This window comes from Magnetospirillum sp. 15-1, assembly GCF_900184795.1.
Lineage (GTDB): Bacteria > Pseudomonadota > Alphaproteobacteria > Rhodospirillales > Magnetospirillaceae > Phaeospirillum.
The window spans coordinates 14,391-30,968 of the sequence record NZ_FXXN01000011.1 but is presented as its reverse complement, the minus strand read 5'-3'; the positions used below and the strand labels follow the sequence as shown (position 1 = coordinate 30,968).

The following is a 16,578-nucleotide window of genomic DNA, read 5'->3' as shown; positions in this document are numbered from 1 at the left end:
GCTCCCCGCCAAGCATTGCCGATATCGCTGCTTTTAGGTGCGGCCCTTGAACGGCGGCATCGGGAAGATGGGCTTGGCCTCGGCCGAGGCCGAAGGCAAGGTCACCGTCGGCTTGCCGCCCAGGTTCTGCACCGCCGCGGAGATCAGGTTCATGTTCTGGCCGTTGGCCTCGAACTTGATGGCTCCGCCCAGCATGGCGCGCTTGGAGAGGTTGGTGGCGCGCAGCGCCTCGGTCAACACCTGCGGATCGTTGCTGCCGGCCCGCTTGTGGGCATCGGCGGCGATCAGCACGGCCTCGAAGGTGAAGCCGACGTTCAGGTCGCAGCTTTCGTCGGGGAAGGCCTTCTCGAAGGTCTTTTCCAGGGCCTTGGCCATCTCCTGCTTGGGATCGAACCACGGCACGTTGGTGGTGCAGTATTCGGCGTACTTGCCCAGAGCCTTGAAGAACTGCTTGTCGTACATGCCGGGTGCGCCGGGGCTGATGATGCCCATGGTCTCCACCTGCTGCTTGACCATTTCGCGGACCAGCAGGATGGCGTCGTTGAGCCGCGTGACGGTCATGACGAAATCGGCCTTGGCCGCCTTGGCCTTGGCCACCTCGATGGAGAGGTCGCGGGCCTTGGGGTCGTAGGCGATGGTCTCGACGATCTGGAACGGCATGTCCAGCTTGGGCATCAGGGCATTGATGCCGCCCAGCATGGCCATGCCGAAGCTGTCGTTGATGTGCAGCAGCACGGCGGTCTTGGGCGTCACGCCGGTGGCGGCGAAGATGTCCTTGTAGAGCAGCAGCCCGCCCTTGCCCAGCATGCCGGCGGAGGGAAAGTTGCGGAACACGTACTTGAACCCCTGCTCGGTTAGCTTGGGCTCGGAGGCGATGTTGACCACGAAGGGCACGCCCTTCTGCTCGGCGACGCCGGCCACCGCGAGGGTGGTGGCGGAATCAAAGCAGCCCATCAGCATGTTGGCGCCTTCGCGGATCAGCTTTTCCGCCTGGGTGCGCCCCACGTCCGGATTGGACTCGGTGTCGGCGTTCATCAGTTCGACGGAATAACCCATATCGCGCAGCATGGGCAGGCCGATCTCGGCACCGCGCTGGCAGGCCTGGCCGATCAGGGCCAGATGCCCGGAGCGGGGCAGCAGTACACCCAGCTTGAGCGGCGTCGCCGCACGGGCGGAGCGCAGCGGCAACCCGGTGGTGGTGACCAAAGCGCCGGCCGCCGCGGCCGTGGTGAACTGGCGGCGGGTAATGGTCCGTGACGCGGACAGACTCGTGGTGTTGTCAGACATTGGGACGTCCCTTTCGCGTTCGAAAGCCTCCTGGGTCGCTCTGCGGCGACTTTGATGTTTACGACTGTGAGGCAGTCGTTCCCGTTCGTCAAGGGCATTGTTGAGAACAAAAACTGTTGTGCTGCACAACAATATAATCCGCGCCGGTTTGGTCCCGGGGCGGTTCCCTTGCCCGCCGCTCGCGGGAATGCGATAAAGGCAGTCCCTCTTTCCTTGGAAGTCTGGACATGCTCTCCGCCGCCGCGATCCGCGCCGCCATCCCCGGCGTGCTTACCGAAGCCGAGTTCCCCGAACTGCCCAATTATTATCGCGGCAAGGTGCGCGAGAACTACGATCTGCCCGACGGGCGGCGCATCCTGATCTCCACCGACCGCCAGAGCGCTTTCGATCAGGTGCTGGCGGCGGTGCCGTTCAAGGGCCAAGTGCTGACCCAGACGGCGCGCTTCTGGTTCGAGGCCACCCGGGACATTTGCCCCAACCACGTGATCGAGTATCCCGATCCCAACGTGGTGGTGGGTAAGCGCCTCGACATGCTGCCCATCGAGATGGTGGTGCGCGACTATCTCACCGGCTCCACCGATACCTCCATCTGGTCCATGTACAAGGCGGGGCGCCGCACCATGTACGGCCTGGAATTCGCCGACGGCATGGTGAAGAACGACAAGCTGCCGGCCACCATCCTGACGCCCACCACCAAGGCCGAGGTGGGGGGGCACGATGCCCCGGTCTCGCCGGAAGAGGTGGTCGGGCGCGGCCTGCTGAGCCAGGCCCAGTGGGACGAACTGGCGCGCCTGTCCCTGGCCCTGTTCGCCCGCGGGCGCGAGATCGCCGCCAGGAACGGCCTGATCCTGGTGGACACCAAGTTCGAGTTCGGCGTGGATGCGCAAGGGCGGATCACCCTGGCCGACGAGATCCTTACTCCCGATTCCAGCCGCTACTGGAAGGCCGACAGCTATGCCGGGCGCCACGCCAAGGGCGAGGAGCCGGAAAGCCTGGACAAGGAATTCCTGCGCATCTGGATCGCGGCGCGCTGCGATCCCTATACCCAGCCCATCCCGGTCATTCCCGACGACACCCTGGTGGAGTTTTCGGCCAAGTACATCTCGCTGTTCGAGACGGTCACCGGCCAGGCCTTCGAGGCGCCTTCGGCCGCCGAGGCGGTCAAGGAGCGTATCCGCCGCAATCTGAGCCGGTATTTCGCCTAAGGCGCGGCGGCAAGAGCCGGGTGATCCTGCACGCGGAGGGCCGACGGCCCTCCGCGCACGATTTTCAGATTTATCCGGCGGTAACGTAGGCCCGCAGGGCCTCGGCCTCGAACTCGGCCCGCTCCAGGCTGTTGGATACCAGATCGCGGATGGAGACGATCCCCTTCAACTGACCGTTATCCACCACCGGCATGTGGCGGAAATGGTGGGTCGACATGGTACTCATCACCGAGGCGACGGTATCGTCCGCCTGACAGGTCAGCGGATCGCGGGTCATGTGGTCGCCCACCGGGCTTTCCAGAATGGCTGCGCCGTGGGCCGCCAGACAGCGCGTGACGTCGCGTTCGGTGAAGATACCGAGCGTCTTGTCCCGCTCATCCACCACCAGCACCGCCCCCACCTTGAAGGCAGCCATGCCCTGCACGGCCTCGATCAAGGTCTTGGACGGCAGAATCTTGAAAATCTTGTTACCCTTCTTGTTCAGGATTTCGGAAACGAGCATCGACGTTCCTCCCCTTCAGCATCAGGCGTTGAGCAGGATAACCTGAATGAACCACTCCACAAATCGCGATAATGGATAAACCCGCGCCGGCCCATTAAAAATGGACCTGGACCTCGAGGAACGGGGCGCTTTCGATGGAACCCTGGTTGGCGGTGTGGTCCGATCCGAACTTGGAATGCCAGTACTGCCAGCCGAAACCGGCCTTCAGGCGGCCGGGGTCGTCGAACAGGGCGCCCAGGTCGTAAAGCAGCTTGGCATGCAGCAGCGTCTCGGTGCGGGTCTGCTGGTTAAAACCGTCGCGCCCCTTGGGGCCGTTGACGATGCCGAAGCCGGTGAAGGTGAAGCCTTCCTCGCCGAGCCGGAAGGGAATGCCCCAGGCGGTCTCGAAGCGTGCCGTGCTGTTGAAGGTGACCGGGCGGCCCACCACGCCGTTGTGGTTCCATTCCTTGTCCCACAACGCCGCCAGGGTCCAGTAGCCGGGCACGTCTAGCGCCATGGCCAACCCCGCCACCGGCATGCGCTTGCGCGAGCCGAAGGTGGTGTTCTTGATATTGAGATCGCCACCCAGCTCGATCATCACGTCCTTGACCGGCCCCAGCTTGAAGCTCTTGTCGCCCAGGATGCGCGGGATGGAGAAATCCGAGCGCAGCACGCCGTAAAGCTCGACGGCGCCGTCGCCGCCTTCCTTGGCCGGATCGGCGCTGGACGATTTCAAGATATCCAGGATGGCGAGATTGCCGCCGTAATCCCAGCCGTCGGAATGGCTGAGCGAGATGATGTTCTTCGGGATGTCGCGGGCCTTGCCGTCCTTGGAGATTCCCGGCTCGCGGAAATAGGGGGAATAGCGGTAGGCGACCGAATTGTCGGTCCAGTTGAAGGGGGAGGACAAGGCCGGGAACGACAACAGAAAAACCGCCGCCCCGACGACCAGCCTTGCGGTCTGCACCATCGCCAATTCTCCCCGATCCGTGACCGGAGGGCAGGATATCGTGCCGCCAGGGAGCAGAGAAGTGAAAATCCCCCGGAAATATGCGGCTTTCGACACTATGTTGCCCTCCGGTGTTTACCGGGTAGCCGAGATAGAAAATCTGAACTACTCTAATCAATTCCAGTACCTCTGGAGGGGGCGTTCATACGGGCAACTGTAGCGTTAAGAATCCCCAATTGCTGGCTCTTAAAATCTCGCTTTTTGGCAACTTGTTCTGCTTCTCCGGCTGATTTGCCGGAGCGGTGGTCGGGCATAACGATAATCAATGCCATTTACCGGATGAGGAGTGAGAAATGATGAAGATCACACGCTGGGTGGGTTTGGCTGCCACCGCAGCCTTGGCTGCTTGTGCGACGCCTTCGGACGTCTCGGACGTGCAAAGTATTCTTGGCTCCCGGGCCTCGGGCGGTACCCCCTTCACGCAGTCTCTCTTCCAGGAGTACCAGGCGTACACCAGGCTGCAGACCCAGACGGAAGTCGAATGGGTCGATGCCTCGGAGACCGCTCGCAAGGGCCTGAGGGCCGGCGCCGGCGAGGCGGTTCTGCCGGACCAGTTGAGCCAGCGCAACGTCCCCGCCTCGGCCGTTCCCGAGCTGACCGCGGCCCGGGCGCGCCTCATGGGCTATTTCGAGGGCGGGGCCACCCAGCGCGTTCCGGCCGCCGCCGCCAAGGCCCAGGTGGCCTTCGACTGCTGGCTGGAGCAGGAGGCCGAAGGCATCGCCAACGGGCCTTGCCGGACCACCTTCCTGGCTCATGAGCCCATGCTGAAGAAGTCGGTCGGGGTGACCGAGGTTGCCGCCGATCTGCGCCGCAACTTCGTCGTCAATTTCGCCCTCGGCTCGTCGCAGCTTTCGGCCCAGGCGGTGCAGACCCTGAAGGAGGTGGCTGCCGCCCAGGCGCAGATGCGGGCTCCGGTCGTGTCGGTGGCCGGCTTTACCGATACCCTCGGCTCCGTCGATGCCAACATGCGGCTGGCACGCCATCGCGCCGATGCCGTGACGGCGGAACTGGTCAAGCTGGGCGTCAATCCGGCCATCATCGCCGAGAACGCCCTCGGCGAGGCCAGTCTCGCCGTCAAGACCGGCGACAATGTCGCCGAGGCCAAGAATCGCCGTGTCGAAGTCACTCTGGCGGGGGCCGCCTGGTCCCACGGCGGCTACGGCGGCTATGCCTATGGCGGCCACGGTCGAGGCTGGGGCGGCTATCATGGCGGCAATGCCGTGTTCTTCGCGCCCGGTTCCAGCAAGCTGACCGCGGAAGCGATCGAGCGGCTGAAGCTGGTTGTCGCCGATCAGAAGAACCTGAAGCCGAAGGCGGTCAGGGTCATCGGCTTCACCGACCGTACCGGCTCGGCCGCGACCAACGCCCGCCTCTCCCGCGAACGCGCTCAGGCGGTGGCCGCCGAGATCGCCAAGCTGGGCGGCAGCACCACTTCGGTCGAAGCACGCCCCGGCGAGACCTGGGGGATGGCCCAAGACGGCCGCGCCCGTCGCGTCGAGATTCTTTTCGACTATTGATCAGCCAGGAGGTGACCGACGGAATCGCAATCCGGACGGTCGCCCCATCGCACAATGAGATGTGGGAGCAAACACGATGAACAAGTCCCGTATCACCATGATGATCGCCTGCGTCCTGCCCGCCTTGGCGGGATGCTCGGGCGTCCACTACGCCACCGAGGCGAAGCCGACCAACCTCGTTCCGCCGGCGGAAATGCGTTACGTGGTGCCCGCCGGCACGTACCAGAACGACCTGACCGCGCTGGTCGGCACCTTCGCCGTCTACAACAGGGCCGATCAGTCCCTGCAGGTGCTGGAGCCGGTGGCCAATCCCTACGATCCCCGGACCCGCCCGGTGGTCGAGACCGTCAAGCAGACCCTCTATAAATCCGTGGTCGACCAGTCCATGCAGACCGACGTGCCGCTGATCAACGCGGCGCTGAAGGATGCCAGCGGCGAGAACCTCGAGGTCACCATCACCGACGAGGCGCATGCCATGGTGTCCGGCTATTCGGTCGACATCCTGAGCTATATCGGCAGCCGCTACCGGCCGACCAATCAGCAGGAAGAGATCGTCTACGTGGCCGAGGCCTGGCAGCGTCGCTTCAACGCCGCCCTGCTCACCGCCAAGGAGCACAGCGGCTGGAGCGCCAACAAGGGCGTGGTGGTCTACAACTCCAAGACCTATGCCCGGACCGAGAGTTTTAGGGACGGCCGCTACCTGACGGTCAGCGTCGTGCCGTTCTCGAAGCTTCAGGCGGCCAAGCCCGGCCAGGCCATGGAGGCGCTGCCCGTGTCCTCGGTGACCTCCATCAAGCCGCAGATGCTCGACCCCTATGCCTATACCTGGCACCGTGACGGCTGGCGCCACCACGACCAGTGGGGCTGGGGCGGCTACGGCTATAAGAACGCCAAGTAATCCGGCTTTTCGCTGTGATACCGGGGCGGGTGGGCGACCACCCGCCCCATTCTTTTGAATGGAAACAGGGGGCGATACGTCGCGCCCCCTTCCGCGCGAAGAGGCGCTATAGCCCGTCGAACAGCGCTGTGGACAGGTAGCGCTCGGCGAAGGATGGCACGATCACCACCACGGTCTTGCCTTCCATGCCGGGTCGCGCCGCCACTTCCAGGGCGGCGGCCAGGGCGGCGCCCGACGAAATTCCCACCGGAATGCCTTCCAGGCGGGCGGATTTGCGGGCGGTGTCGAAGGCCGTTTCGTTGGAGATGGTCAGGACCTCGTCGATGATGCCGCGATCGAGGATCAGTGGCACGAAGCCGGCGCCGATACCCTGGATCTTGTGGGGGCCGGGCGGGCCGCCTGACAGGACCGGGCTGGCCTCGGGCTCCACCGCGACGATGCGGAGCGAGGGGCGGCGGGACTTCAGGGTTTGGCCGATGCCGGTGAGCGTACCGCCGGTCCCCACGCCGCCGACGATGACGTCCACCCGGCCCTGGGTATCATTCCAGATTTCCTCGGCGGTGGTGGCGCGATGGATCAGGGGATTGGCGATGTTCTCGAATTGCTGCAGCATGACGGCGTCATTCAGTTCGGTGGTCAACTCGCGGGCCCGTTCCACCGCTCCGGTCATGCCGCGCGCCGCCGGGGTCAGTTCCAGTTCGGCGCCCAGCAGCATGACCATCTTGCGCCGCTCCAGGGACATGGAATCCGGCATCACCAGGATCAGGCGATAGCCCTTGACCGCCGCCACGAAGGCGAGCGCGATGCCGGTATTGCCCGAGGTGGGCTCCACCAGAACGGTGCGGCCCGGCGTGATCAGGCCGTCGGCCTCGGCCGCCTCGATCATCGCCTTGCCGATGCGGTCCTTGACCGAGGACAGCGGGTTGAAGAACTCCAGCTTGGCGTAGAGGGTGGCGCGGGCCTTGGCCTTGGCGGCCAGCCGGTTGATGCGCACCAGGGGCGTGTCGCCGATGGTCTGGGTGATGTCGTCATAGGTGCGGCCGCGTCCGGCCGGGGGGCGAATGGTGGTCATGGCGCGGTGCTCCGGGCGGAAGGACGGGGCCAGCCGAGCTGGTCCCGGCGGGTATCGAGGTCGGTGATCAGGCGGAGCGCCAGCGCCTCGGGATCGTTGTCCACCACCATGACGCCGCCCAGGATGTCGGCGGTGTCATGCTCGAAGAAGCGCTGTACGTTCTCCGAGCCGGTGACCGGAGCCGGGATGCAGTGATACGAGTTGAGGCCGAGAAGACGGAAACTGAGCGAGGCGCCGACACCTTTCTCGTTGGACCATTCCGGGCTGGAAAAGGCGAAGGGCATGTCCTTGATCGGCCGGCCGGCGGCATCGGCCAGGATGCGGAACAGGCCGGAAGCCCGGGCATTGTCCAGGCACTCGCCCATGTGCAGCACCGGCGGCAGGTTCCTTTCGCCCAGTTCCTGGCGCAGGCCGTCGCCGCCCTTGTCCAGGGCGCCGGTGGTGCAATATCCCTGCTTGAGCAGCGGAAACGAAGCGCAGCCGTTGGTCAGCACCAGGACGTCGTGGGCGAGCAAAATGTCGGTCACCCTGGAAATGGCCACCTCATAGGGAATCTTGGGATTGTTGCAGCCCACCAGATTGACGATGCCGCGGATCGCTCCGCTTTTCAGGGCGTCGAGCAATGCCGCCGGCCCACCGAACGCCTCGCCGATATTCTCGACCGAAAAGCCGATCTCGGCCTCGGCGGTGACCGGCGGGATATGGACGTTGGCGGCGTTCCTGAGCGGCTGGTTGGCGATGGCCATCTCGACGATCTTGCGCGCCATGGCACGGGTCTCGCCGATATTGGCGTGGCGGTGGTCGAAGCCCATGGCGATGGCGCCGGGCAGGCGGGCGGAATCGCTGGTGGTCACCACCTTGGTGTGGAAGCACTCGGCTACGTCCATGATGCCGGGATAGACGTCCTGCAGATCGGCGACCCACAGATCGATGGCCCCGGTGGCGAGCACCAGTTCGGCCCCCACGGCATTGGCCAGCGGATGGACGTCGCCGTGGCGGTAAAGGGCCGACAGGCCGGAGCAGCAGATGCCGTAGAACTTGATTCCGGTGGCGCCGGCCGCCTTCGCCTGTTCCTGGATATCGGGGGCGTCGGCGGCCTCGACGATGGCGCTGACCAGTACGGGCGAATGGCCGTGGACGGCGATGTTGACGCAGGCCGGGTCGAGGGTGCCCACGTTGGTGGCGATGCGCGAGCGCTGCGGCAGGCCGTAGAGGATGTCCATGGCGATGGCCGAGCCCGCCACCGACGACCACGAGAAGGCCAGGCCGGTGCGCAGGAACTGCTTCATCAGGTTCCGCCAGTCGCCGTCGGTGCCGACGCCGGTGCGGTGGAGGGCCTCGAACACTTCCTGCTGCGAGCCGATGGGCAGGATGTCCAGTTCCTCCCATACCTTGATGCGTTCGGGCGGGGCCAGGGCACGCAGCGTGCGGTGGTCGCCCGGCACGGTGCGGCTCATGTCGTCGAGCAGCACGTCGGCCACCTCGGCGGCCAGGGTCTGGACGCTTTTGGCCTCGTCGAAGAGGCCCAGCGCCTTGGCCACGGCGTTCAGCTTGGCGACGCCCCGGATGGGCTGGTCGAGGCGCCCCTCGGCGGCGGCTTTCAGCGCCAGGATCACTTCGCGCCCCCGCGCCCCGTGCGCGGCCACCGCGCCGGCCATCCAGCGCAGGATATTGCGCGCCACGATGACGTCGGCATCGGCGCCGCAGGCGCCGCGCGGCGCCCGGGGTGTCACCTGGCACGGCCCCATGTGGCAGATGCGGCAGCACACGCCGGTCAGGCCGTGGCCGCAGTGGTTCTTCTGCTTATCGAAACGGTCGAAGACGGTGGAAATGCCCTTCTCGGCGGCAAGGTCGAGCAGGGCGCGCACCGCCGGGTCCGGGGGGGTTTCGCGCACCTGGGCGCGGGAGGGGTAGGAGGCGCGGTGCGCCTTGAGCTCGTCGGGGGTCATGGATGCTCCAGGGGGCAGGCGGAGGCCAGGGTCAGGATCAGCCGGCGCAGGGCCGGGCGGAAGGATTCGGGAATGGGCGGCGGCCGGCCTTCCAGGTCGGCGCGGCGGATCGAATCCTCCCAGGCCAGATGGGCCAGGATCGGCCAATCGCCCAGGGTGGACTGCACCGCATCCACGTCCTCGGGTCCGCGTTCGCCCACCAGCACCGGGAAGACGGCGCGGATGCCCAGGGCGGCGGCCAGCTCACGGATGGCGAAGGCGGTTTCCACGCTGCGGCTGCCCGGCTGCACCACCGCCAGCACCGCGTCGACCGCTTGCGCTGTGCCCCGGCTCAGATGTTCCAGCCCGGCCTCCGAATCCACCAGCACCACGTCGGTGGCGCCCGGCAGGACGGTTGACAGGACCCGTTTCAGCACGGCGTTCTCGGCGCAATAGCAGCCCTCGCCGCCGCCCTTGTGCCAGCCCAGGGTGAGCAGGCTGTGCCGCCCGCCCCAGGTCCTGCGGAACTCGGGAAGAACGGCTCCGATGTCGGGGTTGAGCAGCACCATGCCGCCGGGCAGGGCGCCGCGCCCGGACAGGGCATCGATCAGGTCGGTGCGCGCCGCCAGCGGCGTGACCGGGCCGGGATGGTCCAGCGGCAGAGCCGAAGCGAGATTGGCGTCGGGGTCGGCATCGATGGCCAGGACGCGATAGCCGTCCTCGGCCATCTGGCGGGCCAGCAGGCCGGTGAGCGTGGTCTTGCCCACGCCCCCCTTGCCGGCGACGGCGATCTTCATGCCGCCCTCCGCCATGAGAAGCGTCGGATCAGGGCGAGGCACAGGCCGTCCAGCGAGAAGCCGATCAGCCCGATCACCAGCACGGTGGCCGCCAGCCTGTCATAGGACAGGGTGTCGCGGGCGTCGTTGACGGCATAGCCCAGGCCCGAGGTGACGCCCAGGAACTCGGCCGGCACCAGGACGATCCAGGCGACGCCGAGCGCCAGCCTGATACCGGTCAGGATGTCGGTGGCGATGGCCGGAACGATCACCGTGGTCAGCAGATGGACCGCCCCGGCTCCCAGATTGCGGGCCACCTTGAACCATTGCGGGTCCAGCTTGGCCAGCCCGGCGGCGGTGGCGAAGACGATGGGCCACACCGCGGCCGCCGCGATCAGGAAGATGATGGCCCCGTCCCAGGTGGGGAAGGCCATCACCGCCAGCGGCATCCAGGCCAGCGGGCTGATCATGCGCAGGAACTGGAACGGCAGGTGGGTCAACGCGCCCAGCAGCGGCGAGCGCCCCAGCGCGATCCCCACCGGGATGCCCAGCAGGGCGGCCCAGCCGAGCCCGGCGGCCACCCGGCCCAGGCTGGGGCCGATGGCGCGGTTCAGTTCACCGCCTCCGGCCATGGCGGTCAACGCCTGAACGGCGGGCAGGGGGGCGAAACCGGCGAAGGCGGCGGTGCGCGGGTCGGCGGCCACGCCTTGCGCCGCCGCCCACCAGAGGCCGATCAGCAGGCCGACGCCCAGGGCCGAGAACAGCAGGCGATGCGTGCTCATGTCCGGATGATCTCGGCGCGGCTGAACGGGTCGCCGGGATTGACGCTGGGATCGTTCTTCCATTCGGGAAAGCGGTCGAGGGAGCGCTTGACGAAGGAGTAGTCCACCAGGTCCTGGACCACGAAATCGGGCGACAGCTTGTCGAGGAAGGTCTTGTCGCCGCTGACCACCGTCTTGCCCATGGCCTCGACGATCAGCCGGGTGGCGGAAGGGTAGGGCCAGGGCTGGAAGTCGATGCGGCCGTTGCCCCATTCCTTGCGGTGGCGATTGGCGCCCAGGGCGTCGTAGTCGGGGTCGTCGTAATGGCCGATGGCGCGCTCCACCACGGCGGCCGGCAGCGGGATGTAGCCCCTGCCGTCCTGGGAGATCAGGCGGGCCACCTCCTTCTTGTTGGCCGAGGCGTAGATCTGCGCCTTGACCACGGCGTCCACCACCTTCTGGGTCCATTCCGGACGCTTCTTGGTGTCGGCCTCATGCATGGTGACCACGCAGCAGGGGTGGTTCTTCCAGATGTCGCCGGTGAAGCGGAGAATCCTGCCGCCCGCCTTCAGCTCACCCAGGGCGTTGAACGGTTCGGCGACGATGTAGCCGTCGATCTTGCCGGCGGCGAGCGCCGGGGGCATCTCGGGGGGCTGGAGCACCTGGAGATTGACTTCGTTTCCGGCGACGGCCTCGCCGGCCGGCTTGATCACCGGAATCAGGCCGGCGGCGCGGATGCCGATTTGCAGCACGATGTTGTGCATGGAATACCAGAACGGCACGGCGACCTGGCGTCCGCCCAGGTCGGTGAAGGAGGTGATGCCGGACTTGCCGCCCACCACCAGGCCCGAACCGTTGGTGTGCGCCCAGGCCACCACTTTGACCGGTACCTTGTTGTTGTAGCGCATCCATATGGGAATGGGTTTCAGCAGGTGGACCAGGTTGAATTTGCCCGCGGCGAAGCCCTCGGCCAGGGGCGACCAGCCGCGCAGCAGCACCGGCGGCTCGGCTTTCAGGCCTTCGGCCTCGAAGGCGCCGATGGCGTGGGCGACCAGCAGGGCGGTGGCGTCGGTGATGGGCAGATGGCCGATGCGGACGACCTCGTCCTCGGGGGGCGCGGCGAAGCCGGGGCCGCCCCTGGTCGCCAACCAGGCGGCCAGGCCACCGCCGGCGAGCATGTCGAGGGAGCGGCGGCGGGAAATAGGGCGCTTCAGAGGGCTGCCGTCGGACATGTTGCGTCTCCGTCAGGACTGGGGTTGCCGCCCGAGGGCGGGGAAGAAGAAACGGCGGATGGAGGACTTGGATATCCGGTCCGGGACTGCGGATGGGGATGCCGCTTCGAAGCGGGCCAGCACCGCGGCGCGGGCTTCGGCAAACGCGCGTTCATCGTGCTGCCGGTCGGGGAGGGCGATGTCGGCGACGATGCGCCCCGGCCGAGGCGCCATCACCACGGCTCGCCCGGCCATCAGCAGGGCCTCGTCCACGTCGTGGGTGACGATCACCAGGGTAAGTCCCTGGCCGGCGGCGATGGTTCGCACCTCCTGCTGCAGGGTGGCGCGGGTGAAGGGGTCAAGGGCCGAGAAAGGCTCGTCCAGCAGCAGCACGTCCGGCCGGGTGGCCAGGGAACGGGCCAGGGCGACCCGCTGCTGCTGGCCGCCGGACAGATCCTGGACATTGTCGCCGGCGTGCTCGGACAGATGGACCAGGGCCAGCAATTCCTCGACCCGGCTCCTGATTTCCGCCTTGGGGGCTTTGGCGTAGCGCAGGCCGAGGGCGACATTGCCGGCGGCAGTCATCCAGGGCAGCAGCGAGGGTGACTGGAACATGACGTCCCATTTGGCCGATGGCGCCCGCACCACCCGTCCGCCGATACGGACCTCGCCCGCCTGGGGTTGGATAAGGCCGGCGATCATGTGCAGAAGGGTCGATTTGCCGCAGCCGCTGCGGCCGACCAGGGCGAGGAATTGGCCGTGGGGAACCTTGAGGGTGATACCGTCCAGCACCCGCGGGCCATGGCGGCCGAATGTGTGGCCGATACCCGAAAGCTCAATGGTTCCCGTGTCCATGGCCACCTGCTCTGAAATCCGAAGGTCGATCCGGTATACAGCGTCATAAATACTGTAGTCTACTAAAATAGTAGAAAAAAGATTGATTCTATTTTTGGACCTGTCCGGGCCGGTTCCGGACCATGGGGCGGGCTTTCAGGCCATGATCGCGCCAGCCCGGCCGAACCATCCCACCCGTCCCTGGCGGCGTAGTCATTCGGTGGGAAACAGAATCTCCGTTCCGGTGTAATCCGCCCGCCAGTCGGGATTTGCTCCGAACAAGCGCACCGCCACGACGGTGCGGCGCGGGCCGAGGCGAAACCAGTGCTCGGTGCCGGCCGGAATACGCAGCAGGTCGCCGGCTTCCGCCGTGATCTCGATCTGGTCGCCGCCGGCTAGAGTCTGTCCGATTTAGGCTGAAGCATATCCTGCGTGCCGCAGATATGCGGCGCACTCCTGCGGAGGGAAAGCGTCCAGGAGTTTACCGACGCGCCTCCATGTGGTTTCGATGGTTCGTTCGTCAGCCTTTCGGACGAGGGTCTTGAGTTTGGCGAACATCATCTCGATGGGATTGAGATCGGGGCTGTAGGGCGGCAGGAAGAGCAGATGAGCACCGACCTTGCGAATGGCTTGGCGTGCCGGCTTTCCTTTGTGGCTTCCCAGATTATCGAGGATGACGACGTCACCGGGTTCCAGGGCCGGTGCCAAGGATTGCTCCACCCAGGCGGTGAAGGTCGCCCCATTGATGGGGCCGTCGAGGACCAGGGGAGCGATGATCCGGTCATGGCGCAGGCCCGCCAGGAAGGTCAGGGTTTTCCAGTGGCCGTGAGGAACCTTGGCGAGCAGGGTTTCTCCTCGAGGACACCACCCGTGCATCCGCATGCTGATGCTGACCGGCGCCCGCAAGAGCGAGGTGCTGGGGGCCACCTGGGAAATGTTCGACCTGGAGTCCGGGGTATGGACCAAGCCCAGCGCCCATACCAAGCAACGGAAGGAACACCGGGTACCGGTCTCGGCCAATGCCCTGACGCTGCTGCGGCGAATCAGGGAAACCGCCGAAGGGCCATATATCTTCCCCGGCAAGGGCGGCGACCAGCCGCTCACCGACGTCAAGCGGTCCTGGGCGGCGGTGTGCAAGGCGGCCGACATCACGGGCGCCCGCATCCACGACCTGCGCCATTCCTTCGCCTCGCTGCTGGTCAGCGGCGGTGCGTCGCTACCGATCATCGGCGCCATGCTGGGCCACACCCAGGTGCAGACCACCCAGCGTTACGCCCACCTCTACGACGAGCCGCTGCGCGCCGCCGCCGACCATGTGGGCAAGGCCATCGACATGGCGGGGAAGAAGAGCCATACCGAGAAACACGGAAAATCGGTGTAATCGGTAGCGGGTGGTTTCAATCCGCGCCACGGCGCGCTATCGTCTTACCAATCACTGATCGATGGGAGTCCGCCATGCCGACAAAGGATATCGCCACCCTCTCAACCAAATTCCAGATCTCCATCCCCAAGGCGGTGCGGACGGCGCGGCACTGGGAAGCTGGACAGGTCTTCGCCTTCATCCCCAAGGGCGAGGGTGTGATGCTGGTGCCGGTGCCGAAACCCGAAGAGCTGTTCGGACTGGCGCGGGGAGCCAATCCGCAAGACTACCGTGACCGCACCGACCGGTTCTGATGCGGCCCATGCTGCGCATCGTCGATACCTCGGCCTGGATCGAATGCCTGATCGGCTCGCCCGTGGGCGCGGCTCTGGCCAGCCAGTTGCCGGATCGCGGCGACTGGCTGGTTCCGACCATGGTGCAGTTGGAACTCGCCAAATGGCTGACACGAGAAGTGGGGGAGGACAAGGCCGATCAGGTGATCGCGTTCACCGAGACCTGCGTCGTCGTCGATCTCGACACCACCATCGCCTTGTCGGCGGCGGATTTGTGCGCTCGCCACCGGCTGGCGACGGCGGACGCCGTCATCTATGCCTCCGCCCTCGCCCACGACGCCGACCTGCTCACCTGCGACCAGCATTTCGATGGCTTGCCGGGCGTCCAGTACGTACCCAAGACCGCGCCCTGATGAGAAAGGCGACCGCATGGCCAGCCGCGCCCAACCCCTCCGATGGCGGAGCCTGCAAGAAATTGCCGATGTCTTGCTGACCAGCACGACCACGCCGGACGGGCATAGTCTTGCCGAGGCGATGGCGCGGATCCGGCGCAACCGCGACAGGGAAACTGAGATTTTCACCGCCACCACGGACGGTTCGGCGAAAGACCGGCAAACCTACGACCTCAATCTGGCCGAGTATGGCCGCCTGCTGGCCTCGGCCATGACCAGCATTCGGCGGGCAATGAAGAAGGATGCGGAAGCGGGCCGGTGGATCGCATTCGGCCGCCGCCATCACGATGCCCCCGAAGAGGCGATTCCACCCCATTATTGGCCCTTCCTCGACATCCATATGGAGGAGGACAGCGCCAAGAGCCACGATTTGCTGTTCCGGGGCATTCGCTGCCTGCTGGCGGAGGAGATTCCGGCGGACCATCCGATCCTGGAGCAGATCCACCCGCAGGCCCCCGACACGCCCCCTGCCCGCGCCAAACCGGCATCGGCCGATGAGAACCGTCCCGTCGAGGAGGCCGCCCCGCCCCCAACGCCGATCACCCTGTACAGCGGCACCCAGGGACGCCCGTCCTCGGTCGAAACGCTGATCATGCCCGAACTGCGCCGCCGGGCCGCCGCCGGCATCATGGAACCCAGCCTCGCCAGGGAATGCCAGTATCTCTCCCAGTGGCTGCACGCCACCCATCCCACCGCGCACCAGATCAAACCGGCCTCGCTGGAAAACAGCCTCCGGCAGCTTTACCGCGAATTGAAGAGCACCCCCATGAAACACTGAGGGGGCCATGAAATCCCCCATGAAAATATGATTTCATGGGTATTTTAATACCGATTTTTCATGCCCCCGCCCCCCGATATCTGGAGTGCCGACGCGGCCTTGCGCCGCTTGGCACGAAAGGTATCGACCATGACGGACACTCTCCCCACCCCGGCGGACACCAACATCTTCCTGGGCTATATTGACGAGGACGAGTACTGCCGCCAGCGCGGCATCTCGTTGCGCACCGCCCAGCGCGACCGCCAGCTTCGCCAAAGCCCGCCCTATACGGTGATCGGCCAGCGGGTCATGTACCGCATCGAGGCCGTCCGCACCTGGCTGCTGGAGCGCGAGCGCCAGGTCGAGCGCAAGGCGTCGGCGCCGCGTGCGGGAGGCCGCAAGTGATGACCGCCTTCGACCACCTGATCTCGGCCGATGATCACGTCACCATCGGCAACAGCATCAAGACGGCCCAGGATGAAATCCTGACCGTCACCCGCTTCAGCCCCCTGGGAAGCTGCATCCATCAGGAAGCCGTCGCGGCCCTGGTTAGTCTGGAGCGTCTGCGTCTTTCATTGGACAACCTGCTGTTCCAGCAAGTCCAGAATAGCCCGGACCCGCGCCTCCTGTGCCACAGGGTTTACGATACCCACACCCAGCTCCAGATGCGCCGCCCCCTTCAGAATAAGACTGAATTCGGGCCAGACGTCTTCGCCGCCTGGGAGGTATCGCGCTAA

General features: G+C 66.0%; 18 protein-coding genes and 1 pseudogene. 9 read left to right on the top strand and 10 right to left on the bottom strand.

What is annotated here, in order from left to right; translation table 11 throughout:
- Nucleotides 1-33 precede the first annotated feature (33 nt).
- Nucleotides 34-1,287, bottom strand: coding sequence for an ABC transporter substrate-binding protein (locus tag CP958_RS01000; RefSeq protein ID WP_096700159.1), 1,254 nt, complete (start codon nt 1,285-1,287; stop codon nt 34-36).
- A 227-nt stretch (nt 1,288-1,514) separates the two neighbouring features.
- Here CP958_RS01000 and CP958_RS00995 point away from each other — a divergent pair, with 227 nt between their 5' ends.
- Nucleotides 1,515-2,492, top strand: coding sequence for a phosphoribosylaminoimidazolesuccinocarboxamide synthase (locus CP958_RS00995; RefSeq protein WP_096700158.1), 978 nt, complete (start codon nt 1,515-1,517; stop codon nt 2,490-2,492).
- A 70-nt stretch (nt 2,493-2,562) separates the two neighbouring features.
- On the opposite strand, the gene CP958_RS00990 is transcribed toward CP958_RS00995, so the two are convergent.
- Complete coding sequence (locus CP958_RS00990) at nt 2,563-2,994, bottom strand: CBS domain-containing protein (RefSeq protein ID WP_096700157.1); 432 nt, start codon at nt 2,992-2,994, stop codon at nt 2,563-2,565.
- Between the two features lie 94 nt (nt 2,995-3,088).
- Nucleotides 3,089-3,943 (bottom strand): hypothetical protein, encoded by an 855-nt coding sequence (locus CP958_RS00985; RefSeq protein ID WP_096700156.1) that lies wholly within the window; start codon nt 3,941-3,943, stop codon nt 3,089-3,091.
- Between the two features lie 332 nt (nt 3,944-4,275).
- On the opposite strand from CP958_RS00985, the gene CP958_RS00980 reads away from it, so the two are divergent.
- Entirely contained in the window at nt 4,276-5,499 is a 1,224-nt protein-coding gene (locus CP958_RS00980; RefSeq protein WP_096700155.1) for an OmpA family protein, read from the top strand.
- 76 nt (nt 5,500-5,575) lie between these two features.
- The gene (locus CP958_RS00975; RefSeq protein WP_170958784.1) at nt 5,576-6,397 is read left to right on the top strand and encodes a hypothetical protein; all 822 of its coding nucleotides are present in this window, start codon (nt 5,576-5,578) and stop codon (nt 6,395-6,397) included.
- Between the two features lie 106 nt (nt 6,398-6,503).
- On the opposite strand, the gene cysK is transcribed toward CP958_RS00975, so the two are convergent.
- The 7 genes and pseudogenes from cysK to CP958_RS00935 all read right to left on the bottom strand — a co-directional run.
- Nucleotides 6,504-7,469: a cysteine synthase A gene (gene cysK / locus CP958_RS00970; RefSeq protein WP_096700154.1), complete on the bottom strand. Its 966-nt coding sequence runs from the start codon at nt 7,467-7,469 to the stop codon at nt 6,504-6,506.
- A complete protein-coding gene (gene cooS / locus CP958_RS00965) occupies nt 7,466-9,418 on the bottom strand; it encodes an anaerobic carbon-monoxide dehydrogenase catalytic subunit (RefSeq protein ID WP_096700153.1) in 1,953 nt (650 codons plus the stop codon). The genes cysK and cooS overlap by 4 nt, the downstream gene beginning before the upstream one ends.
- Nucleotides 9,415-10,194: an AAA family ATPase gene (locus CP958_RS00960; protein ID WP_170958783.1), complete on the bottom strand. Its 780-nt coding sequence runs from the start codon at nt 10,192-10,194 to the stop codon at nt 9,415-9,417. The genes cooS and CP958_RS00960 overlap by 4 nt, the downstream gene beginning before the upstream one ends.
- Nucleotides 10,191-10,955: an ABC transporter permease gene (locus CP958_RS00955; RefSeq protein ID WP_197706324.1), complete on the bottom strand. Its 765-nt coding sequence runs from the start codon at nt 10,953-10,955 to the stop codon at nt 10,191-10,193. Before CP958_RS00955 ends, CP958_RS00960 begins: the two co-directional genes overlap by 4 nt.
- Entirely contained in the window at nt 10,952-12,166 is a 1,215-nt protein-coding gene (locus CP958_RS00950) for an ABC transporter substrate-binding protein (protein ID WP_141400372.1), read from the bottom strand. Before CP958_RS00950 ends, CP958_RS00955 begins: the two co-directional genes overlap by 4 nt.
- A 12-nt stretch (nt 12,167-12,178) precedes the next feature.
- Nucleotides 12,179-13,000, bottom strand: coding sequence for an ABC transporter ATP-binding protein (locus CP958_RS00945; RefSeq protein ID WP_096700149.1), 822 nt, complete (start codon nt 12,998-13,000; stop codon nt 12,179-12,181).
- A 390-nt stretch (nt 13,001-13,390) separates the two neighbouring features.
- Nucleotides 13,391-13,855, bottom strand: a pseudogene (locus CP958_RS00935) (IS630 family transposase); the annotation flags it as partial.
- A 4-nt stretch (nt 13,856-13,859) separates the two neighbouring features.
- On the opposite strand from CP958_RS00935, the gene CP958_RS00930 reads away from it, so the two are divergent.
- The 6 genes from CP958_RS00930 (at nt 13,860) to CP958_RS00905 (ending at nt 16,578) form a co-directional block, all read left to right on the top strand.
- Entirely contained in the window at nt 13,860-14,360 is a 501-nt protein-coding gene (locus CP958_RS00930; protein ID WP_197706322.1) for a site-specific integrase, read from the top strand.
- 74 nt (nt 14,361-14,434) lie between these two features.
- A complete protein-coding gene (locus CP958_RS00925) occupies nt 14,435-14,653 on the top strand; it encodes an AbrB/MazE/SpoVT family DNA-binding domain-containing protein (protein ID WP_096700147.1) in 219 nt (72 codons plus the stop codon).
- 8 nt (nt 14,654-14,661) lie between these two features.
- The gene (locus tag CP958_RS00920; protein ID WP_096700179.1) at nt 14,662-15,045 is read left to right on the top strand and encodes a type II toxin-antitoxin system VapC family toxin; all 384 of its coding nucleotides are present in this window, start codon (nt 14,662-14,664) and stop codon (nt 15,043-15,045) included.
- A 73-nt stretch (nt 15,046-15,118) separates the two neighbouring features.
- Nucleotides 15,119-15,862, top strand: a complete 744-nt coding sequence (locus tag CP958_RS00915) for a hypothetical protein (RefSeq protein WP_141400371.1) — start codon at nt 15,119-15,121, stop codon at nt 15,860-15,862.
- 129 nt (nt 15,863-15,991) lie between these two features.
- Nucleotides 15,992-16,246 (top strand): hypothetical protein, encoded by a 255-nt coding sequence (locus CP958_RS00910; protein ID WP_096700178.1) that lies wholly within the window; start codon nt 15,992-15,994, stop codon nt 16,244-16,246.
- Nucleotides 16,246-16,578: a hypothetical protein gene (locus CP958_RS00905; protein ID WP_096700145.1), complete on the top strand. Its 333-nt coding sequence runs from the start codon at nt 16,246-16,248 to the stop codon at nt 16,576-16,578. Before CP958_RS00910 ends, CP958_RS00905 begins: the two co-directional genes overlap by 1 nt.

What these genes read in the sequence shown, in the direction of transcription:
- CP958_RS01000 (WP_096700159.1), bottom strand. Translation starts at nt 1,287, where the DNA reads ATGTCTGACAACACCACGAGTCTGTCCGCGTCACGGACCATTACCCGC.
- CP958_RS00995 (WP_096700158.1), top strand. Translation starts at nt 1,515, where the DNA reads ATGCTCTCCGCCGCCGCGATCCGCGCCGCCATCCCCGGCGTGCTTACC.
- CP958_RS00990 (WP_096700157.1), bottom strand. Translation starts at nt 2,994, where the DNA reads ATGCTCGTTTCCGAAATCCTGAACAAGAAGGGTAACAAGATTTTCAAG.
- CP958_RS00985 (WP_096700156.1), bottom strand. Translation starts at nt 3,943, where the DNA reads ATGGTGCAGACCGCAAGGCTGGTCGTCGGGGCGGCGGTTTTTCTGTTG.
- CP958_RS00980 (WP_096700155.1), top strand. Translation starts at nt 4,276, where the DNA reads ATGATGAAGATCACACGCTGGGTGGGTTTGGCTGCCACCGCAGCCTTG.
- CP958_RS00975 (WP_170958784.1), top strand. Translation starts at nt 5,576, where the DNA reads ATGAACAAGTCCCGTATCACCATGATGATCGCCTGCGTCCTGCCCGCC.
- cysK (WP_096700154.1), bottom strand. Translation starts at nt 7,469, where the DNA reads ATGACCACCATTCGCCCCCCGGCCGGACGCGGCCGCACCTATGACGAC.
- cooS (WP_096700153.1), bottom strand. Translation starts at nt 9,418, where the DNA reads ATGACCCCCGACGAGCTCAAGGCGCACCGCGCCTCCTACCCCTCCCGC.
- CP958_RS00960 (WP_170958783.1), bottom strand. Translation starts at nt 10,194, where the DNA reads ATGAAGATCGCCGTCGCCGGCAAGGGGGGCGTGGGCAAGACCACGCTC.
- CP958_RS00955 (WP_197706324.1), bottom strand. Translation starts at nt 10,955, where the DNA reads ATGAGCACGCATCGCCTGCTGTTCTCGGCCCTGGGCGTCGGCCTGCTG.
- CP958_RS00950 (WP_141400372.1), bottom strand. Translation starts at nt 12,166, where the DNA reads ATGTCCGACGGCAGCCCTCTGAAGCGCCCTATTTCCCGCCGCCGCTCC.
- CP958_RS00945 (WP_096700149.1), bottom strand. Translation starts at nt 13,000, where the DNA reads ATGGACACGGGAACCATTGAGCTTTCGGGTATCGGCCACACATTCGGC.
- CP958_RS00930 (WP_197706322.1), top strand. Translation starts at nt 13,860, where the DNA reads ATGCTGATGCTGACCGGCGCCCGCAAGAGCGAGGTGCTGGGGGCCACC.
- CP958_RS00925 (WP_096700147.1), top strand. Translation starts at nt 14,435, where the DNA reads ATGCCGACAAAGGATATCGCCACCCTCTCAACCAAATTCCAGATCTCC.
- CP958_RS00920 (WP_096700179.1), top strand. Translation starts at nt 14,662, where the DNA reads ATGCTGCGCATCGTCGATACCTCGGCCTGGATCGAATGCCTGATCGGC.
- CP958_RS00910 (WP_096700178.1), top strand. Translation starts at nt 15,992, where the DNA reads ATGACGGACACTCTCCCCACCCCGGCGGACACCAACATCTTCCTGGGC.
- CP958_RS00905 (WP_096700145.1), top strand. Translation starts at nt 16,246, where the DNA reads ATGACCGCCTTCGACCACCTGATCTCGGCCGATGATCACGTCACCATC.